We start from the raw sequence: 15529 nt of genomic DNA on the forward strand, positions 1-15529 counted from the left end.
CCCAAGCAGGTGACGGGCTGGGGCGTCCACGCGGCGCCCCGGCCCAGCGCTACCCGCAGTGGCTTCGCCACAGCGACGAAATGACGCTGGCTACACAGCAGCGGCTCAATGCCAGCGCCTACATGACAGAGGACTCACGCACCACCAGCCGACACGGCACCGTCTCGACCCCCGCGGCCTGACGGCCGCCGATCGCGTCGAGCAGCCGCAGCGCCGCGATCCGGCCGATCTCGGCCAGGTTGAGGTCGACCGTGGTCAGCGGCGGACGGCCGGCGGCCGCGATCAGCTCCCAGTTGTCGTAGCCGACCAGGGCCACGTCCTCGGGGGTGCGCACCCCGGCCTCGCGCAGCGCGTCGGCGACCCCGCGTGCGATCAGGTCGTTGCCGCAAAAGATCGCGTCGCAGTCGGGGTCCGCGCGCAGGATAAGGCCGGCTGCGTGGCGGCCCCACAGTTCGGTCCACTCGCCGTGATAGATCCGGCCACCGGACAGTTCGAGGTCTGATTCGATGAGCCGCTGCCGGGCGTTTTCGGCGCGCACCACCGCGGCGGCGTGGTGCGCGGGACCGGTGACGTGGGCTATCCGGGTGCGGCCGGAATCGATCAGGTGCGCCACCGCCATGCGCGCTCCCCCGGCCTCGTCGGGCACGACCGAGGTGTCGCGGGGGTCGGTGGACGGGCCGAGCGCGTACACGGTGGGCACCGAGGGCCGCCCGGCCAGCGGCGGTCGGGGGTCGGTGCGCCGTCCGGTGACGATGATGCCGTCGATTCGGCGGGCCAAGAGGTTGCGCAGATGCTGCTGCTCGCGGATCACGTCACCCCGGCTGTCGCAAAGCAGCACTGAGATTTGCTCAGGGCCGAGGGCGTCCTCGGCGCCGAGCAACACGGGAATGCTGAACCGCCCGATGCTGTCGGTGGTCAGCAGGCCGACGGTCCAGCTGCGCCCGGCCAGCAGGCCGCGGGCGAGCGGGTTCGGCTGGAAGTTCAGCTGCTCGGCGGCCTCCAGGACCCGCTGCCTGGTCTCCGGCCGCAGCCGGCCGCGGTTGTTGAGCGCCTTCGACGCAGTGCCGACGGTGACCCCGGCGAGGGCCGCGACATCGCCCAGCGTTGGCGGAGCCGAGCCGGACTCGCGCCGGGCACGCGAGGCCAAAGCTGACGCGGATTGCGGCTGCGCGGACGAGTCAGTACCCAACTCACGCCGGGCGCGCGAAGCCGCGCCGGAACGGTCCTCCGTGGGCGCAGCCGTCGCCGACCCGTTCCCGGCATCCCGCGCCGTAATGGGGTTTTCGGCGTTTTCGGTCCCGTCGCCGGCCCGCTCCTGCGCGACCGGCGCGGCCGGGTAACTTTCACGGTCGTCGAGCGCGGGCCGCCGCGCCGCGGACGTTCGCTCTCGCCCGCGTGCTGCTTCCGGCTCCGGCATCGAACAACCCCTTTCCCACCACCCCGGTAAGGATCTCACGCCGCAAACGTCCACCCGCGGTCTTGACGCGGCGGGCCCGGAAGCCTACCTTCCGGAGTTAGGAAAAGGTTTTCCTCATCTTTCCTAGCGCAGCGTTCCGAAGGTGTCTCGCCGCGAAATCCGGGAGCCGAGCTTGACCAGTCGCCCACAGTCCAGGACAGCGAACCGGGTCGGTCCGCTGCGTCCGACTGCCGGTGCGCACTGCGTCCTGCGGCCGGCCGGATGGTCGCGGATCGCCGGCGGGTTCTGGGGCGAGCGGCGGCGGATCAACGCCGAGGTCTGCGTTCCGCAGGGCCCTGCCTTGCTTGAGGCGGCCGGGAATCTGCACAACCTACGGCTCGCGGCCGGGCAGGCCGAGGGCGCCTATCGGGGTATCTACCCCTTCCTCGACACCGATGTGTACAAGTGGCTGGAAGCGGCGGCGTGGCAGGCTGCTGATGACGACTCGGCCGATGAACACTCGACCGCCGGACTCACATCAGTCGGGTCAGTCAGATCAGTCGAATCAGAGCACTCATCGGGCAGCGCGACGGCAGACATCGAAGACATCGATGCGATAGTCGCCCTGATCGCCGCGGCGCAGCGGCCCGACGGGTACCTCAACAGCTGGTTTCAGGTGGTGAAGCCCGGCGAGCGCTACACCGATCTGCGCTGGGGCCACGAGTTGTACGTCGCCGGCCATCTGATCCAGGCCGCGATCGCGCTGCATCGCAGCACCGGCCGCGTCGACCTGCTGCAGGTTGCGTGCGGATTCGCGGACCAGGTCGACGCGACCTTCGGCCCCGGCAATGCGGTCGACGGCGTGTGCGGCCATCCCGAGGTGGAAACCGCGCTGGTCGAGCTGTACCGGGAAACCGGCGAGCCGCGTTACCTCTCCCTCGCCCGGTATTTCGTCGATCGCCGCGGCCACGGCCTGCTCGCTCCGCCCGACCAACGCGATGCAGTAGTCGGACCGGTGTACTGCCAGGATCACGTCCCGGTACGCGAGGCCACCGAGGTCGCCGGCCACGCGGTGCGGCAGCTGTACTTGCTCGCCGGGGTCACCGACGTGGCCGCGGAGGCCGACGACCAGGAGTTGCGGGCCGCGGCCGAGCGGCTGTGGGCGGAGATGGTCGCGCGCAAGACGTACCTGACCGGTGGTATCGGCTCGCATCACGACGATGAGGACTTCGGCGACCCGTACGAGTTGCCGAACGAGCGGGCCTACTGCGAGACCTGCGCGGCGGTCGCCTCCGTGCAGTGGAGTTGGCGGATGGCGCTGCTCACCGGGCAGGCGAAGTACTCGGACTTGATCGAGCGGACGCTGTACAACGCGGTGCTGCCGGGCGTCTCGCTGGACGGCGAGCGGTGGCTCTACATCAATCCGCTGCAGGTGCGCGACGGCTACCAGCACCCTGACGGCGACCACGGCGTGCGCCGCACCCCCTGGTTCCGCTGCGCCTGCTGTCCGCCGAATGTGATGCGGCTGCTGGCCAGCTTGCCGCACTACTTCGCCTCGGCCGACGACTCAGGACTTCAGCTGCACCAATACGCGACCGGGCGCTTTGGCGACGAGACGACGCGGGGCCGGTGCGCAGTACGCGTGGCAACCGACTACCCCTGGCACGGCCGGATCTGGATCGTCGTGGACGAATGCCCCGCCGACACCGCCCCGTGGACCCTGTCGCTGCGAATCCCCGCCTGGTGCAAGGGTTTCCGGCTCGTCGTCGAGGGCGAGCCGACCGAAGCAGTGCCCGAAGAGGGCTGGCTGCGCCTTCGCCGCGCCTGGCGCCCCGGTGACGCGCTCGAACTCGAACTCTCCCTCGATCCACGGCTGACGGTCGCGGACCCGCGCGTCGACTCCGTGCGCGGCTGCGTGGCGATCGAGCGCGGGCCGCTGGTGTACTGCGTCGAAGGGGTCGATCACCCCGGCGGTGGCCTCGACGACCTAGTCTTCGACCCGTCGGCCGGACTCACCGAGAAGCACGATCCGGGCCTGCTCGGCGGCGTGACGGTGTTGCACGGCACCGGCCGACGCCGCGTAATTCCAGCTCTGGACGGTACACGAGGTGGAGGGGACGGTACGGCCGCCTGGTGGCCGTACCGCAGCCTCGAGCGAGCGAAGCGCGCAAGCGCTAGCGTCACCGCTGACTCCCATGCCGCTGCCGATGCGGACGCCGCCGGACAGTTCGAGCTGACTGCGATTCCCTATTTCGCGTGGGCGAACCGAGAGGACGGACCGATGCGGGTCTGGCTGCCCACGTCCTGACACAGACTCCGCTGCCGCCGCACGGTGCCCGCGGCGGCAGCGGCTTTATCCACTACTGCGACGGAACCAGAGGAGGAGAAGCCGCCAACGGTCCGACCGGAGCCGGCCGATCTCGGCCCTGAACGCGTCCCGGTTTTTCGCGGCAGCTTTGCCGGCGTACACGAGGACGTCTCGGGTTTTGTTCAACGCCTGAATTTCAGTCCCAGGACCACTGCTGGTGCGTCTGACCGCTGCACGGTTCGAAGTCCAGCTGCGTGCCGTTGTCGTTTCCCGGCGCGTTCACGCACAGGCCGGAGTGGTCGCCGACGAGCGAGCCGTCGGATCGCATCGTCCATCGCTCATGCGATTGGCTGCCGCAGGTGAACAGCTGCGGGTGCGTGCCGGTCGCGTCGGCGGAGGTGGCGTCGGCGAGACAGTACTGGCCGCCGTCGACGGTCAGCTGCCCGGTCGAGGCCAGCGTGAAGACCTGCCCGATTCCGTTGTCGCAGGTCCAGATCTGCTCCACCACCCCGTTGGCGAAATAGCCGCCGGAGGTGTCAAGGCACGTACCGGAGCCCGCGTTGAACAGCCGGCCGGTGTGGCTGACCTGCTGGCCGGAACCCGACGGGCTCGGCGCGGGAACGGCCGGGGTGGACGCGGCGGCTGACGCGCTGGGCGCATTCCGGCTCGGTGACGGCGTCGCTGATGCGGTGCTGCTCGGCGTTGGAGAGGCGGTCGCGGACGACGTGCTCGTCGGCGCACCAGTCACAGTGCTCTGTGACGTTGCGCTGCCTGCCGGTCCGATGAGGACAGCGCGCGTCGGGAGCGTGGACGCGTTCGCGTGCGGGGAACCGTGCGTCGCCAGACCGAAGGTGATGAAGGCCGCGAGCGCGACGCCACACAGCGATGCGGCGAGGATCGTCCACGGCTGGGTGCCGCGCGTTCGCCGGGTCGCCCGCCCGGCGCCGTGGGCCGCGACGACGGTGCCCGCTCGCCGCGCGACGCCCGTCCCACGCTTCTCGACCAGCGCGGGCAGCCGATCCTGCTGCGCTGCCTGTCCGTCGTCGCCGAAGAAGTCCAGATTCGGGCCAGGAGCGACCTCGACGGCGGGCGGTGGCGGCACGAATTCCGGCGCAATGGCAGCCTCCCGCAGGACGACGGCGAATTCCGCGGCGGAAGGTCTATGCCGCGGGTTCTCGTCGAGGCAGGCGATAAGCGCCTCAGCCACCGCGTCCGGTATATCGGCGGGCATTACGACCGGAGGGGGCACGTCACGCCGCGCCTGTCCCTGCGTCCTACGGCTGAAGGGCGGCTCGCCGGTCAGGGCCTCGCAGAGCACGACCGCGGCGGCGTACACGTCGGCGGACTCCGTCGACGCCTCCCCCGCGCCCAGTTCCGGTGCGACATAGTCGCCCGCCGCGTTCGCCGCCGCGATCTGCGGCGCCACGGTCTGTTGCACCACGGCCCGGCCGAGCAGCGCGGCGATGCCGAAGTCGGTCAGCCGCAAAGCGATGTGCGTGTCCGGATCCGGTTCAAGAAGGAGATTCGACGGCTTCACGTCACCATGCGCGACGCCGACATGCCGCGCGGCCGACAGCGCGTCGCACAGTTGCGCGGTGAGCGAGAGGGCCTGACCGGTCGGCACCGTGCCTTGCCGATCGAGTAGCGCGCGAAGGCTCTCGCCAGGCACCAGCCGGGAGACCAGCGCCACCGTGCTGTTCTGTGACGCAGCGCTGTTCTGTGACGCAGCGCCGTTCTGTGACGCAGCGCCGTCCTCTACCTCTGCGCCGTACTGCATCACGAGGTCATCGACCGGGACGATGTTCGGGTGAGTCAGCTGGCTGATCCACGCGATCGTGGCGCGCAGCCTGGCCAGCGCGCCCTCGTCCTGGACGAGTTCGGGGCGCAGCAATTTCACCGCGCATTGCGTGTCCGCGCTCTCGTCCTGCGCGCGCCAAACCTCCCCGGCGATCCCCTCGCCAAGTCGTTCGAGCAGCGTATAGCGGTCGCCCAGCCGCCATGCGGGATCCGGCATGTCAAGCCCCGTCGTCATGAGCACTGCGTACCAAAAGCGGATTGTATTAATTTGGGCCTGCAGCCAGGGCTATTTTCGGCAATCCACGCCGCGCGTCAATACTTCCACTCTGTCAGAGGCTCATGACACCGTGCGAAAGTTCGCATGTAGCGAAGCGCCGCACCGCCCGGAAACTCAGGCGGTGCGGCGTTCGGCTGAGGGGTCCCGCTCAGCCGCGCAGCAACTGGCGCGCCATCACGACGCGCTGGACCTGGTTCGTGCCCTCGTAGATCTGCGTGATCTTGGCGTCACGCATCATCCGCTCCAGCGGGTAGTCCTGCGTGTAGCCGTAGCCGCCGAGCAGCTGGACCGCGTCCGTGGTGACCTCCATCGCGGCGTCGGAGGCGAAGCACTTGGCCGCCGCGCCGTAGAAGGTCAGGTCCTTGTCGTTGCGCTCGGACTTGGCCGCCGCGGCGTAGGTGAGCTGGCGCGCGGCCGCGATCTTCATACCCATGTCGGCGAGCATGAACTGGACGCCCTGCAGCTCCGCGATCGGCTTGCCGAACTGCTTGCGCTGCTTGACGTACTCGGCCGCGTAGTCGAGGGCGCCCTGCGCGATGCCGAGCGCCTGCGCCGCGATGGTGACGCGGGTGTGGTCCAGCGTGCGCATCGCGGTGCGGAAGCCGGTGCCGGGCTCGCCGATGATCCGGTCGCCCGGGATCCACACGTCGTCGAAATACAGCTCACGGGTCGGCGAGCCCTTGATGCCGAGCTTCTTCTCCTTGGCGCCGAAGGTGAAGCCCGCGTCGCTCTTCTCCACCACGAAGGCGGAGATGCCCTTCGTCCCGATGCCCGGCTCGGTGACCGCCATGACCGTGTAGTACTCCGAGACGCCCGCGTTGGTGATCCACCGCTTGACGCCGTTGAGCCGCCAGCCGTCGCCGTCGCGGACCGCGCGCGTGGTCATGCCGCCCGCGTCGGAGCCGGCCTCGGGCTCGGAGAGGGCGTAGGAGAAGGTCGAGCGGCCCTCGGCGACCGGACGCAGGTACTTCTGCTTCAGCTCCTCGGACCCGGACAGGATCAGCGGCATCGTGCCCAGCTTGTTGACCGCCGGGATGAGCGAGGAGGACACGCAGGCGCGCGCGATCTCCTCGATGACGATGCAGGTCGCCAGGGCGTCCGCCCCGGCGCCGCCGTACTGCTCCGGGATGTGGATGGCGTGCATGTCCGCGGCGTGCAGCGCGTCGTGCGCCTCCTGCGGGTAGCGCGCCTCCTCGTCCACGGCGGCGGCGTACGGCGCGATCTTCGTCTCGACGAGAGAGCGCACCGACTCGCGCAGCAGCTCGTGCTCCTCGCGGACGGTGAAGAGGTCGAAGTCCTGGTCCTGGGTCACCCCGCCATTGTTACTCACCGGTAAGCAGCGCGCCAGCCCCGCCTACCGCGACTACAGCGAGGCGCGAGTCACAGTCATTGGCGGCTGACGCGTTAGGGTCGGTTGCGTAGAAGCGCGCAATGGAAGGGGACGGCACGTGGCCGCACGAATCAGCGTGATCGGCACCGGATACCTCGGCGCCACGCATGCGGCCTGTATGGCCGAGCTTGGCTATGAAGTCCTGGGCATGGACGTGGACGCGGAGAAGATCGCCGCGCTCACCGCGGGCACCGTTCCCTTTTACGAGCCCGGTCTCGACGAGTTGCTGGCCAAGCACGTCGCGAGCGGTCGGCTGCGCTTCACCACCTCGTACGCCGAGGTCGCCGGCTTCGGCGCCGACGTGCACTTCATCTGCGTGAACACGCCGCAGCGCAAGGGCGAGTACGCGGCGGACCTGCGCTACGTCGAGGCGGTGGTGGACGGGCTCGCCCCGCATCTGGACCAGCCGACGGTGATCGCGGGCAAGTCGACGGTTCCGGCGGGAACGGCGGTCCGGCTGGCCGAGCGCTTCCTGGAGCTGGCCCCGGCCGGCGCCGGCGTGGAGCTGGCGTGGAACCCGGAGTTCCTGCGCGAGGGCTACGCGGTCGGGGACACGCTGCGGCCGGACCGGCTGGTGATCGGGGTCGCCTCGGAGCGTGCCGAGGCTGCGCTGCGGGACGTCTACGCGCCGCTGATCGAGGCCGGCACACCGCTGGTGGTCACCGACCTGGCCACCGCCGAGCTGGTGAAGGCCGCCGCGAACGCGTTCCTGTCCACCAAGATCTCCTTCATCAACGCGATGGCGGAGGTCTGCGAGGCGGCGGGCGGCGACGTGATGCAGCTGTCCGAGGCGCTGTCCTACGACGCGCGGATCGGCGGCAGGTTCCTGGTGCCCGGTCTCGGCTTCGGCGGCGGCTGCCTGCCCAAGGACATCAGGGCCTTCATGGCGCGCGCCGGAGAGCTGGGCGTGGACCAGGCGCTGGCGTTCCTCAAGGAGGTCGACGCGATCAACATGCGCCGCCGGGTGCGGATGGTGGACCTGGCCCGCGAGCAGTGCGACGGCTCGTTCCTCGGCAAGCGGGTCGCGGTGTGGGGCGCGGCGTTCAAGCCGAACTCGGACGACGTGCGCGACTCCCCGGCGCTGAACGTGGCGGCGTCGATCCTGCTGCAGGGAGCGCAGGTGACGGTGTACGACCCGAAGGCGAACGACAACGCGGCCAAGCTGTTCCCGACGCTGGCGTACGCGGACTCGGCGCTGGAGGCGGCGCGCGGCGCGCACGTGATCCTGCACCTGACGGAGTGGCAGGAGTTCCGCGAGCTGGATCCGGAGGAGGTCGGCAAGGTCGTGTCGCAGCGGCGGATCGTGGACGGCCGCAACGCATTGCGGGCACAGCGCTGGCACGAGGCGCGCTGGACGTACCGCGCGCTGGGACGCCCGGTCGTCGGCTAGGCGCGCGCGAGCGTCAGGCCTCGTCGGCGGCGAGCTTCGCGCGCAGCACGGCGCCCTTCGCCCGGGCCTGCGCCTCGAGGTCGTCCTGGAACGCGCGCATCGCCGCCAGCAGCTGCGGGTCGTGCGCGGCCAGGATCCTGACCGCGAGCAGGCCGGCGTTGCGCGCGCCGCCGACCGCCACCGTAGCGACCGGTACGCCGGCGGGCATCTGCACGATCGACAGCAGCGAGTCCATGCCGTCCAGGTACTTCAGCGGCACCGGCACGCCGATCACCGGCAGCGGCGTAACCGAGGCGAGCATCCCGGGCAAATGGGCGGCGCCCCCGGCTCCCGCGATGATCGCCTTGAGGCCACGCGAGGCGGCGCGCTGCCCGTACTCGATCATCGTCTGCGGCATCCGGTGCGCGGAGACCACGTCGACCTCGTATTCGACCTCGAACTCGGCGAGCGCCTCGGCTGCCGCGCTCATCACCGGCCAGTCCGAGTCCGAGCCCATGACGATGCCGACCTGGACTACGCGGCGATCAGCGGCGTCGCTACTCATCGATCTCTCCCCGCAGGTAGGCGGCGGCGTGCGTGGCGCGCTCGACGCAGTCCTCGAAGTCGTCGCCGAGCACGGTCACGTGCCCGATCTTGCGGCCTGGCTTGACCGCCTTGCCGTACATGTGGATCTTGAGCCCCGGGTCGCGGGCCATGCAGTGCAGATACGCCGGGTAGACGTCGGGCAGGTCGAGGCCGAGCACGTTCGCCATCACCGCCACCGGAGCCTGCGGGGTCGGCGCGCCGAGCGGCAGGTCCAGCACCGCCCGCAGGTGGTTCTCGAACTGGCTGGTCACCGCGGCGTCGATGCTCCAGTGGCCGGAGTTGTGCGGCCGCATCGCCAGCTCGTTGACGCTCAGCGCGCCATCGGCGGTCTGGAACAGCTCGACCGCCAGCATCCCGGTCACGTCCAGCTCCCGGGCGATGGTGAGCGCGATGCGCTGCGCCTCGGCCGAGCGGTCCGCGTCCAGACCGGGGGCCGGAGCGTACACCTCGCGGCAGATGCCCTCCCGCTGCACCGTCTCGACCACCGGGTACGCCACCGCCTGCCCGTGCGGCGAGCGCGCGACCTGCGCGGACAGTTCCCGCGTGAACGGGACCAGCGCCTCGGCGATGAGCTTCACGCCGCGCGTCGCCGCGCCCTGCGCCACCTCACGCAACTGCTGCGCGTCCTCGATCCGCCAGACGCCCTTGCCGTCGTAACCGCCGCGCGCCGTCTTGAGGATGAAGGGCCAGCCGGCTTCCTTCGCGAACTCGGTGGCCCTGGCGATCACGCCCTCGACGCCGTCGCCGGAATCGTCGAGGTGGGCCCACTGCGGGCACGGCACACCGATCGCGCTCAGCCGCTCCCGCATGATCGACTTGTCCTGTGCGTGCACGAGGGCGCCCGGACCCGGCCGTACCGCAACGCCGAGTTCGATCAGGCGCTCCAACACCGGAGTCGGCACGTGCTCATGATCGAAGGTGATCACGTCACAGCTGCGGGCGAAGGCCAGGACTGCTTGCGGGTCGTCATGGGCGCCGAGGGCTACATCCGGGATCACCTGCGCGGCCGACTCGTCGGGGCCCGTCGCGAGCACGCGCAGTCGCACGCCGAGCGCGATGGCCGCGGGCTGCATCATCCGGGCCAGCTGGCCGCCGCCGATGACGCCGACCACCGGGGCGCTCACGGCTCCGGAGCTGCCACGTCCCGTATCCGTTAGGGCGGTAGGTGTGCCGATCACAGGAACCAAGCCTAACGGCGGGCAGACCCTGCTCACGCCGAGCGGCAGGTTCGCCGCCCGCCACGCCGGGAACGCCGGGTGAGCTCGGTCACATTCGCACGGCGGTGCCGGAATGCGCCAGAAACGCCCGAGTACTCCTGCTGCCGCGGTCATTCCTTTGTGCTGTCATGGGTTGGCGGCCGCGTCTCGTATACCTTGAACGGGCAATGTGTCCGTCACAGGTCTGCTACGGGACCTATGGCGGCGGTCTGCGGCGGTCAAGAATGGCTACTCTCGTAGTGGTGAGCCCCCGGAAGTCAGGTAGGTAATCCACAGTGGCGGCACTACAAGCTGCATACGCCCGAGTTCGCCGCGGCTTTGACGAGCTGGCGAAGTTCGGCACGATCGGCCTGATCGCCCTTGTGGTGAACATGCTGGTGACCAACCTGTGCTGGCAGGCCATCCCGCACAAGCCGGTCATCGGCTCCGTGGTCGGCACCGTGGTGGCCACCATCGTCGCCTACGTCGGCAACCGGTTCTGGACCTACAAGGACCGCGACTCGATCGGCCGCAGCCGCGAGCTGGTGCTGTTCTTCGCGGTCAACGGCATCGGGATGCTGATCGAGACGGTGCCGCTGGCGTTCTCGCAGTACATCCTGCACTTCGACGGCGCGCTCGCGAACAACGTGGCCAAGTACATGTTCGGCATGCCGCTCGGAATGGTCTTCCGGCTGTGGACCTACCGCACCTGGATCTTCCCGAAGGCGGACCCGGCGCTGGCCGGCGAGCAGTTCCAGTTCCCCGCCGCCGAGCCGCTGCCCACCTCGCAGCTGCCGATGGCGCCGAGCAGCAGCCCGCGGCACAAGCGCTCCGGCTCCGGCGACCTGCTGCGCGCCGAGCGGTAACCGGCCTCAGCCAAGACTTCCGCACAGCTTCAGGGCGGGAACCCTCGGGTTCCCGCCCCGCTTTTATGTAGCGTGCGTGCCGCGTGCCATAACTTTCACGACTTACTTTCACCGGACGGGTACCGCCGGGAGCGCGTTCGCGGACCGCCGCGCGCCCCGCTACATGGCCCGCTGCACGGCCCCGCTACATCACCGGGTCGAAGGCGGTGAGGAACACCGCGAACACCGGCGGCCGCTGCTGGAGCAGCTCCAGTCGGCCACCGTCGGCCTCCGCCAGCTCCCGGGCCACGGTCAGTCCGAGGCCGGTGGAGGCCCGGCCGGACACCGACCGCTCGAAGACCCGCGCGCCGAGCTCCGGCGGCACCCCGGGGCCCTCGTCGCACACCTCGACCACGACCGAGCCGCCGGTGGTCCGGGTGCGGATGGTGACCGGGCCGGCGCCGTGCATCAGCGAGTTCTCCATGAGCGTGGCGAGCACCTGCGCGAACGCCCCGGGCGTGGCGACCGCGGCCAGGCCGCGCACGCCGTCGACCCGGATCGGGCGGCGCGCGCTGCGGAAGGCCGGCCGCCATTCGAAGATCTGCTGCCGGATGACCATGTCCACGTCGATCGGCACGGTCGAGGTGGACCTGCGGGTGTCGCGCGCGTCGGTCAGCAGCCGCTGCACGACGTCGGTCAGCCGCTCGACCTGGGTGAGCGCGACCGCCGCCTCCTCCTTCACGTCCATCAGATCCTGCGCCGCGATGATCTCCTCAAGGCGCATGGACAGCGCGGTAAGCGGCGTGCGCAGCTGGTGTGAGGCGTCCGCGGCCAGCCGGCGCTCGGTGGCCAGCATCCGGGAGATGCGCTCCGCGGTGTGGTCGATCACCTCGGCGACCCGGTCGAGCTCGGGGATGCCGTAACGGCGGTGGCGCGGGCGCGGGTCGCCGGAGCCGAGCCGCTCGGCGGTCTGCGCCAGGTCGCTCAGCGGGCGGGCCAGGCGGCGCGCCTGGAGGAAGGCGACCCCGCAGGCCGCCACGGTGGCCAGCACCGCCACGCCGAGCACCAGCAGCAGGCTGCCGCGGATGCGCGTCTCGGTCGGCGACCAGGACTCGGTCAGGATCGCGGTCACCGAGCGCGGCGGCGGTCCCTTGTACACGTCGCTGGACCTGGGGTGGTCGGTGACCTGCGGGTTGATGATCACCGGCTGCTTGGCGTGGCCGGGATAGGTGACGGCCACGCTGTCGCCCCGCGGCACCAGCTTCTTCAGCGCGTCCAGGTCGACCTGCTGGTTGACCGCCAGCTGCTGGTCCAGCTGGAAGCCGATGAGCTGCACCTTCTGATTGAGCGCGGCGTGCTCCGCCTCGCTGATGCGCAGCGCGTCGATGATGCCCAGCGGCACTCCGAGCAGCACGACGACGATCAGCACGGCGGAGACCGTCGACTTGATCATCCGGCGGCGCATCGAACCCCCCTGGCCCTGGACGGTGCCTTGCTGGTCCGGGTTCGACCGCCGCGGGACACGTCAATCAGCCGCGCTCGAACCGGAAGCCGACCCCCCGCACGGTGGAGATGAACCGGGGGTTGGCGGCGTCGTCGCCGAGCTTCTTACGCAGCCAGGAGATGTGCATGTCGAGCGTCTTGGTCGAGGACCACCAGGTAGTGTCCCAGACTTCGCGCATCAGTTGTTCCCGGGTTATCACGCGGCCGGCGTCGCGCACCAGCACGCGCAGCAGGTCGAACTCCTTGGCAGTCAGGTTCAGCTCCTCGTCGCCGAGGAAGGCGCGGTGCGACTCGACGTCGATACGCACGCCGCGGGCCGCCGTTCCGCTGTCCGGGGAGCCGCGGCGCAGCAGCGCGCGCACCCGGGCCAGCAGTTCGGCCAGCCGGAAGGGCTTGGTCACGTAGTCGTCGGCGCCGGCGTCGAGGCCGACCACGGTGTCCACCTCGTCGGCGCGGGCGGTGAGCACCAGTACCGGGAAGCCGTGGCCGTCGGTGCGCAGCCGCCGGCACACCTCCAGCCCGTCCATGCCGGGCAGCCCCAGGTCGAGGACGAGCAGGTCCACCACGCCGGACTGGGCCAGGGCCAGCGCCCCTGGGCCGTCCGCGCGCAGGTCCACGTCGTAGCCCTCCCGGCGCAGCGCGCGGGCCAAGGGCTCGGCGATAGCCACGTCGTCCTCTGCGAGCAGTACGCGGGTCATGGGGCGATCGTAGGCTGCTTCGGTCGATTAGCGGGATACTCCCTGGTAACTCGCCTGCGTTTCGGGCCCGCGAACTTGGTTTCGTCCGGTTTCGCGGCTTTCTCCGCCGGTTCGCACCCGCCGCCGAACCAAGGGTTTTCCCTATTGATTTCGGTTCGCCGAACTCCGGCGGAATATCCGGTGCCGGTCAGGCGAGCGAATCCACCCACGCGGAGTGCAGCCCGGCGAAGTGGCCCGCGGCGGCGTCGAGCAGTTCGGCCGGCGTGCCGTCCTCGACGATCCGCCCGCCCTCCATGACCAGCACCCGGTCCGCGATCTCCACCGTGGAGAGCCGGTGCGCGATGATCAGCGCGGTGCGCTCGGCCAGGATGGTGCGCAGGGCCCGCTGCACCAGCCGCTCGCTGGGCACGTCGAGCGAGGAGGTGGCCTCGTCGAGCACCAGCACCGCCGGGTCGGCGAGGAACGCGCGGGCGAAGGCGACCAGCTGCCGCTGCCCGGCCGAGAGCCGGCCGCCGCGCTTCTTCACGTCGGTGTCGTAGCCGTCCGGGAGGGCCGCGATGAACTGGTGCGCGCCGATGGCCTGGGCGGCCTCGCGCACCTGCGCGTCGGTGGCGTCGGGCCGGCCGAACCGGATGTTGTCCGCGACGGTGCCGGTGAACAGGAAGTTCTCCTGGGTGACCATGACCACGGCGCGGCGCAGGTCGGTGTCGCGCAGCTCGCGCAGGTCGATCCCGTCGAGCCGGACCGCGCCGGCGTTCGGGTCGTAGAAGCGGCACATCAGCCGGGCCAGCGTGGACTTGCCGGCTCCGGTGGCGCCGACCAGCGCCACGGTCTGCCCGGCCGGGATGGTCAGCTCCAGGTCCGGCAGGATGACCTTCTCGGGGGTCGCCTCGCCGTCCGGGGACTGCTGCTCGCGCCGCGGGTAGGCGAAGCGCACGTGCTCGAAGCGCAGCTCGCCGCGCACCGGGGAGGGCAGCTCGGCGGGGTTGGCCGGCTCGGGGACGCTGGCCTCCTCCTCCAGCACGCCGGAGAGCTTCTCCAGGGCGGCGGTGGCGGACTGGTAGGAGTTGTAGAACATCGCCAGGTCCTGCAGCGGGTCGAAGAACCTGCGCAGGTAGAGCAGGTAGGCGGTGAGCACGCCGACCTCGAGCGCGTGGTCCATCACCTGGAAGCCGCCGAAGATCAGCACCGCGGCGGTCATCACCGCGCCGACCGTCTTGATGCCGGGCATGAACCAGGCCATCAGCCGCATCGCGTCCGCGTTGGCGTCCTTGTAGTCGCGGCTGAGCTGGTCGAAGATCGCGTCGTTGCGCGGCTCGCGGCGGAAGGCCTGCACGGCGCGGATGCCGTTGAGGGTCTCGACGAACTGCACGATCAGCGCGGCGATGGCCTCGCGGGTGCGGCGGTAGGCGACCCGTGAGCCGTTGGTGTACCAGCGCAGCAGCAGGTAGAGCGCGGGCAGGCAGATCAGCAGGAACAGCGAGAGCTCGGGGTCGAGCACGGCCAGCAGGATGCCGATCACCGCGATGTTCAGGGTCGCGTCGATCAGGCCGTCGAGGCTGGCGTTGACCAGTTCGCCGAGGGCGTCGAGGTCGTTGGTCAGCCGGGAGATCACGCGGCCGGAGGTGTACCGCTCGTGGAAGGCGATCGGCAGCTGCTGGAAGTGGCGGAAGACCCGGCCGCGCAGGTCGAACAGGACGTCCTGGCCGATGCGCCCGGCCACCTTCAGGAACCGCAGCCGCAGCAGGGCTCCGGCGAGGGCGGTGACCAGGATGCCGCTGACCGCGGCGCCGATCGGGGCCCAGTCGCCGCGGTGGATCGCCGGGATGCCGGAGTCGATGCCGACGGACACCAGGTACGGGCCGGCCATCTCGGCGCCGGTGACCACGACGATCAGGAAGGTGGCCCAGGCCAGGGCGCGGCGGTGCGGGCGCAGCAGCATCGCGAGCAGCCGGCGGGAGCGGGCGCGCAGGAACAGCCCGCCGCTGGCCGAGATCTCGTCGGCCCTCTCGGCGGCGACGCCGCGCCAGTCGTCCAGTACGGCGGGGTTTTTGTCGGCGGCGTTCTTGTCGGCAGCGTTCTTGGCGGAGTCGGCGGATCGGGCGGCGGATGCGTCGGAGTCGGTGTCGAGCGCGGTCATGCGG

At 70.5% G+C, this 15529-nt stretch carries 11 protein-coding genes; 3 read left to right on the forward strand and 8 right to left on the reverse strand.

What is annotated here, in order from left to right; genetic code table 11:
- Positions 1 to 118: 118 nt before the first annotated feature.
- Positions 119 to 1147 carry a LacI family DNA-binding transcriptional regulator gene (locus VFB40_RS07345; RefSeq protein WP_324848537.1) on the reverse strand — a complete coding sequence of 343 codons (1029 nt, stop codon included), beginning with the start codon at positions 1145 to 1147 and terminating at the stop codon, positions 119 to 121.
- A gap of 442 nt (positions 1148 to 1589) precedes the next feature.
- Between VFB40_RS07345 and VFB40_RS07350 the strand changes: the two genes are divergently transcribed.
- The gene (locus VFB40_RS07350; protein WP_324848538.1) at positions 1590 to 3704 is read left to right on the forward strand and encodes a glycoside hydrolase family 127 protein; all 2115 of its coding nucleotides are present in this window, start codon (positions 1590 to 1592) and stop codon (positions 3702 to 3704) included.
- Positions 3705 to 3900: 196 nt separating this feature from the next.
- On the opposite strand, the gene VFB40_RS07355 is transcribed toward VFB40_RS07350, so the two are convergent.
- Positions 3901 to 5736, reverse strand: a complete 1836-nt coding sequence (locus VFB40_RS07355; protein WP_324848539.1) for a protein kinase domain-containing protein — start codon at positions 5734 to 5736, stop codon at positions 3901 to 3903.
- A 190-nt stretch (positions 5737 to 5926) separates the two neighbouring features.
- Positions 5927 to 7090, reverse strand: coding sequence for an acyl-CoA dehydrogenase family protein (locus tag VFB40_RS07360; protein WP_324848540.1), 1164 nt, complete (start codon positions 7088 to 7090; stop codon positions 5927 to 5929).
- A gap of 136 nt (positions 7091 to 7226) precedes the next feature.
- Between VFB40_RS07360 and VFB40_RS07365 the strand changes: the two genes are divergently transcribed.
- The gene (locus VFB40_RS07365; RefSeq protein WP_324848541.1) at positions 7227 to 8558 is read left to right on the forward strand and encodes a UDP-glucose dehydrogenase family protein; all 1332 of its coding nucleotides are present in this window, start codon (positions 7227 to 7229) and stop codon (positions 8556 to 8558) included.
- 13 nt (positions 8559 to 8571) lie between these two features.
- Here VFB40_RS07365 and purE read toward each other — a convergent pair whose 3' ends face one another.
- Positions 8572 to 9102 (reverse strand): 5-(carboxyamino)imidazole ribonucleotide mutase, encoded by a 531-nt coding sequence (purE, locus tag VFB40_RS07370; protein WP_324848542.1) that lies wholly within the window; start codon positions 9100 to 9102, stop codon positions 8572 to 8574.
- On the reverse strand, positions 9095 to 10219 hold the full coding sequence (locus VFB40_RS07375) for a 5-(carboxyamino)imidazole ribonucleotide synthase (protein WP_414642053.1): 1125 nt from the start codon (positions 10217 to 10219) through the stop codon (positions 9095 to 9097). The genes purE and VFB40_RS07375 overlap by 8 nt, the downstream gene beginning before the upstream one ends.
- 416 nt (positions 10220 to 10635) lie before the next feature.
- On the opposite strand from VFB40_RS07375, the gene VFB40_RS07380 reads away from it, so the two are divergent.
- Positions 10636 to 11205, forward strand: coding sequence for a GtrA family protein (locus VFB40_RS07380; RefSeq protein WP_324848544.1), 570 nt, complete (start codon positions 10636 to 10638; stop codon positions 11203 to 11205).
- 184 nt (positions 11206 to 11389) lie between these two features.
- Here VFB40_RS07380 and VFB40_RS07385 read toward each other — a convergent pair whose 3' ends face one another.
- The 3 genes from VFB40_RS07385 to VFB40_RS07395 all read right to left on the reverse strand — a co-directional run bounded on the left by VFB40_RS07385 (position 11390) and on the right by VFB40_RS07395 (position 15525).
- A complete protein-coding gene (locus VFB40_RS07385) occupies positions 11390 to 12649 on the reverse strand; it encodes a sensor histidine kinase (protein ID WP_349260140.1) in 1260 nt (419 codons plus the stop codon).
- A gap of 64 nt (positions 12650 to 12713) precedes the next feature.
- Positions 12714 to 13385 (reverse strand): response regulator transcription factor, encoded by a 672-nt coding sequence (locus VFB40_RS07390; RefSeq protein WP_324840214.1) that lies wholly within the window; start codon positions 13383 to 13385, stop codon positions 12714 to 12716.
- A 187-nt stretch (positions 13386 to 13572) separates the two neighbouring features.
- Positions 13573 to 15525: an ABC transporter ATP-binding protein gene (locus tag VFB40_RS07395; RefSeq protein WP_324848545.1), complete on the reverse strand. Its 1953-nt coding sequence runs from the start codon at positions 15523 to 15525 to the stop codon at positions 13573 to 13575.
- Positions 15526 to 15529: the final 4 nt, after the last annotated feature.

Source organism: Actinocrinis sp., assembly GCF_035650855.1.
Taxonomy (GTDB): Bacteria; Actinomycetota; Actinomycetes; order Streptomycetales; family Catenulisporaceae; genus Actinocrinis.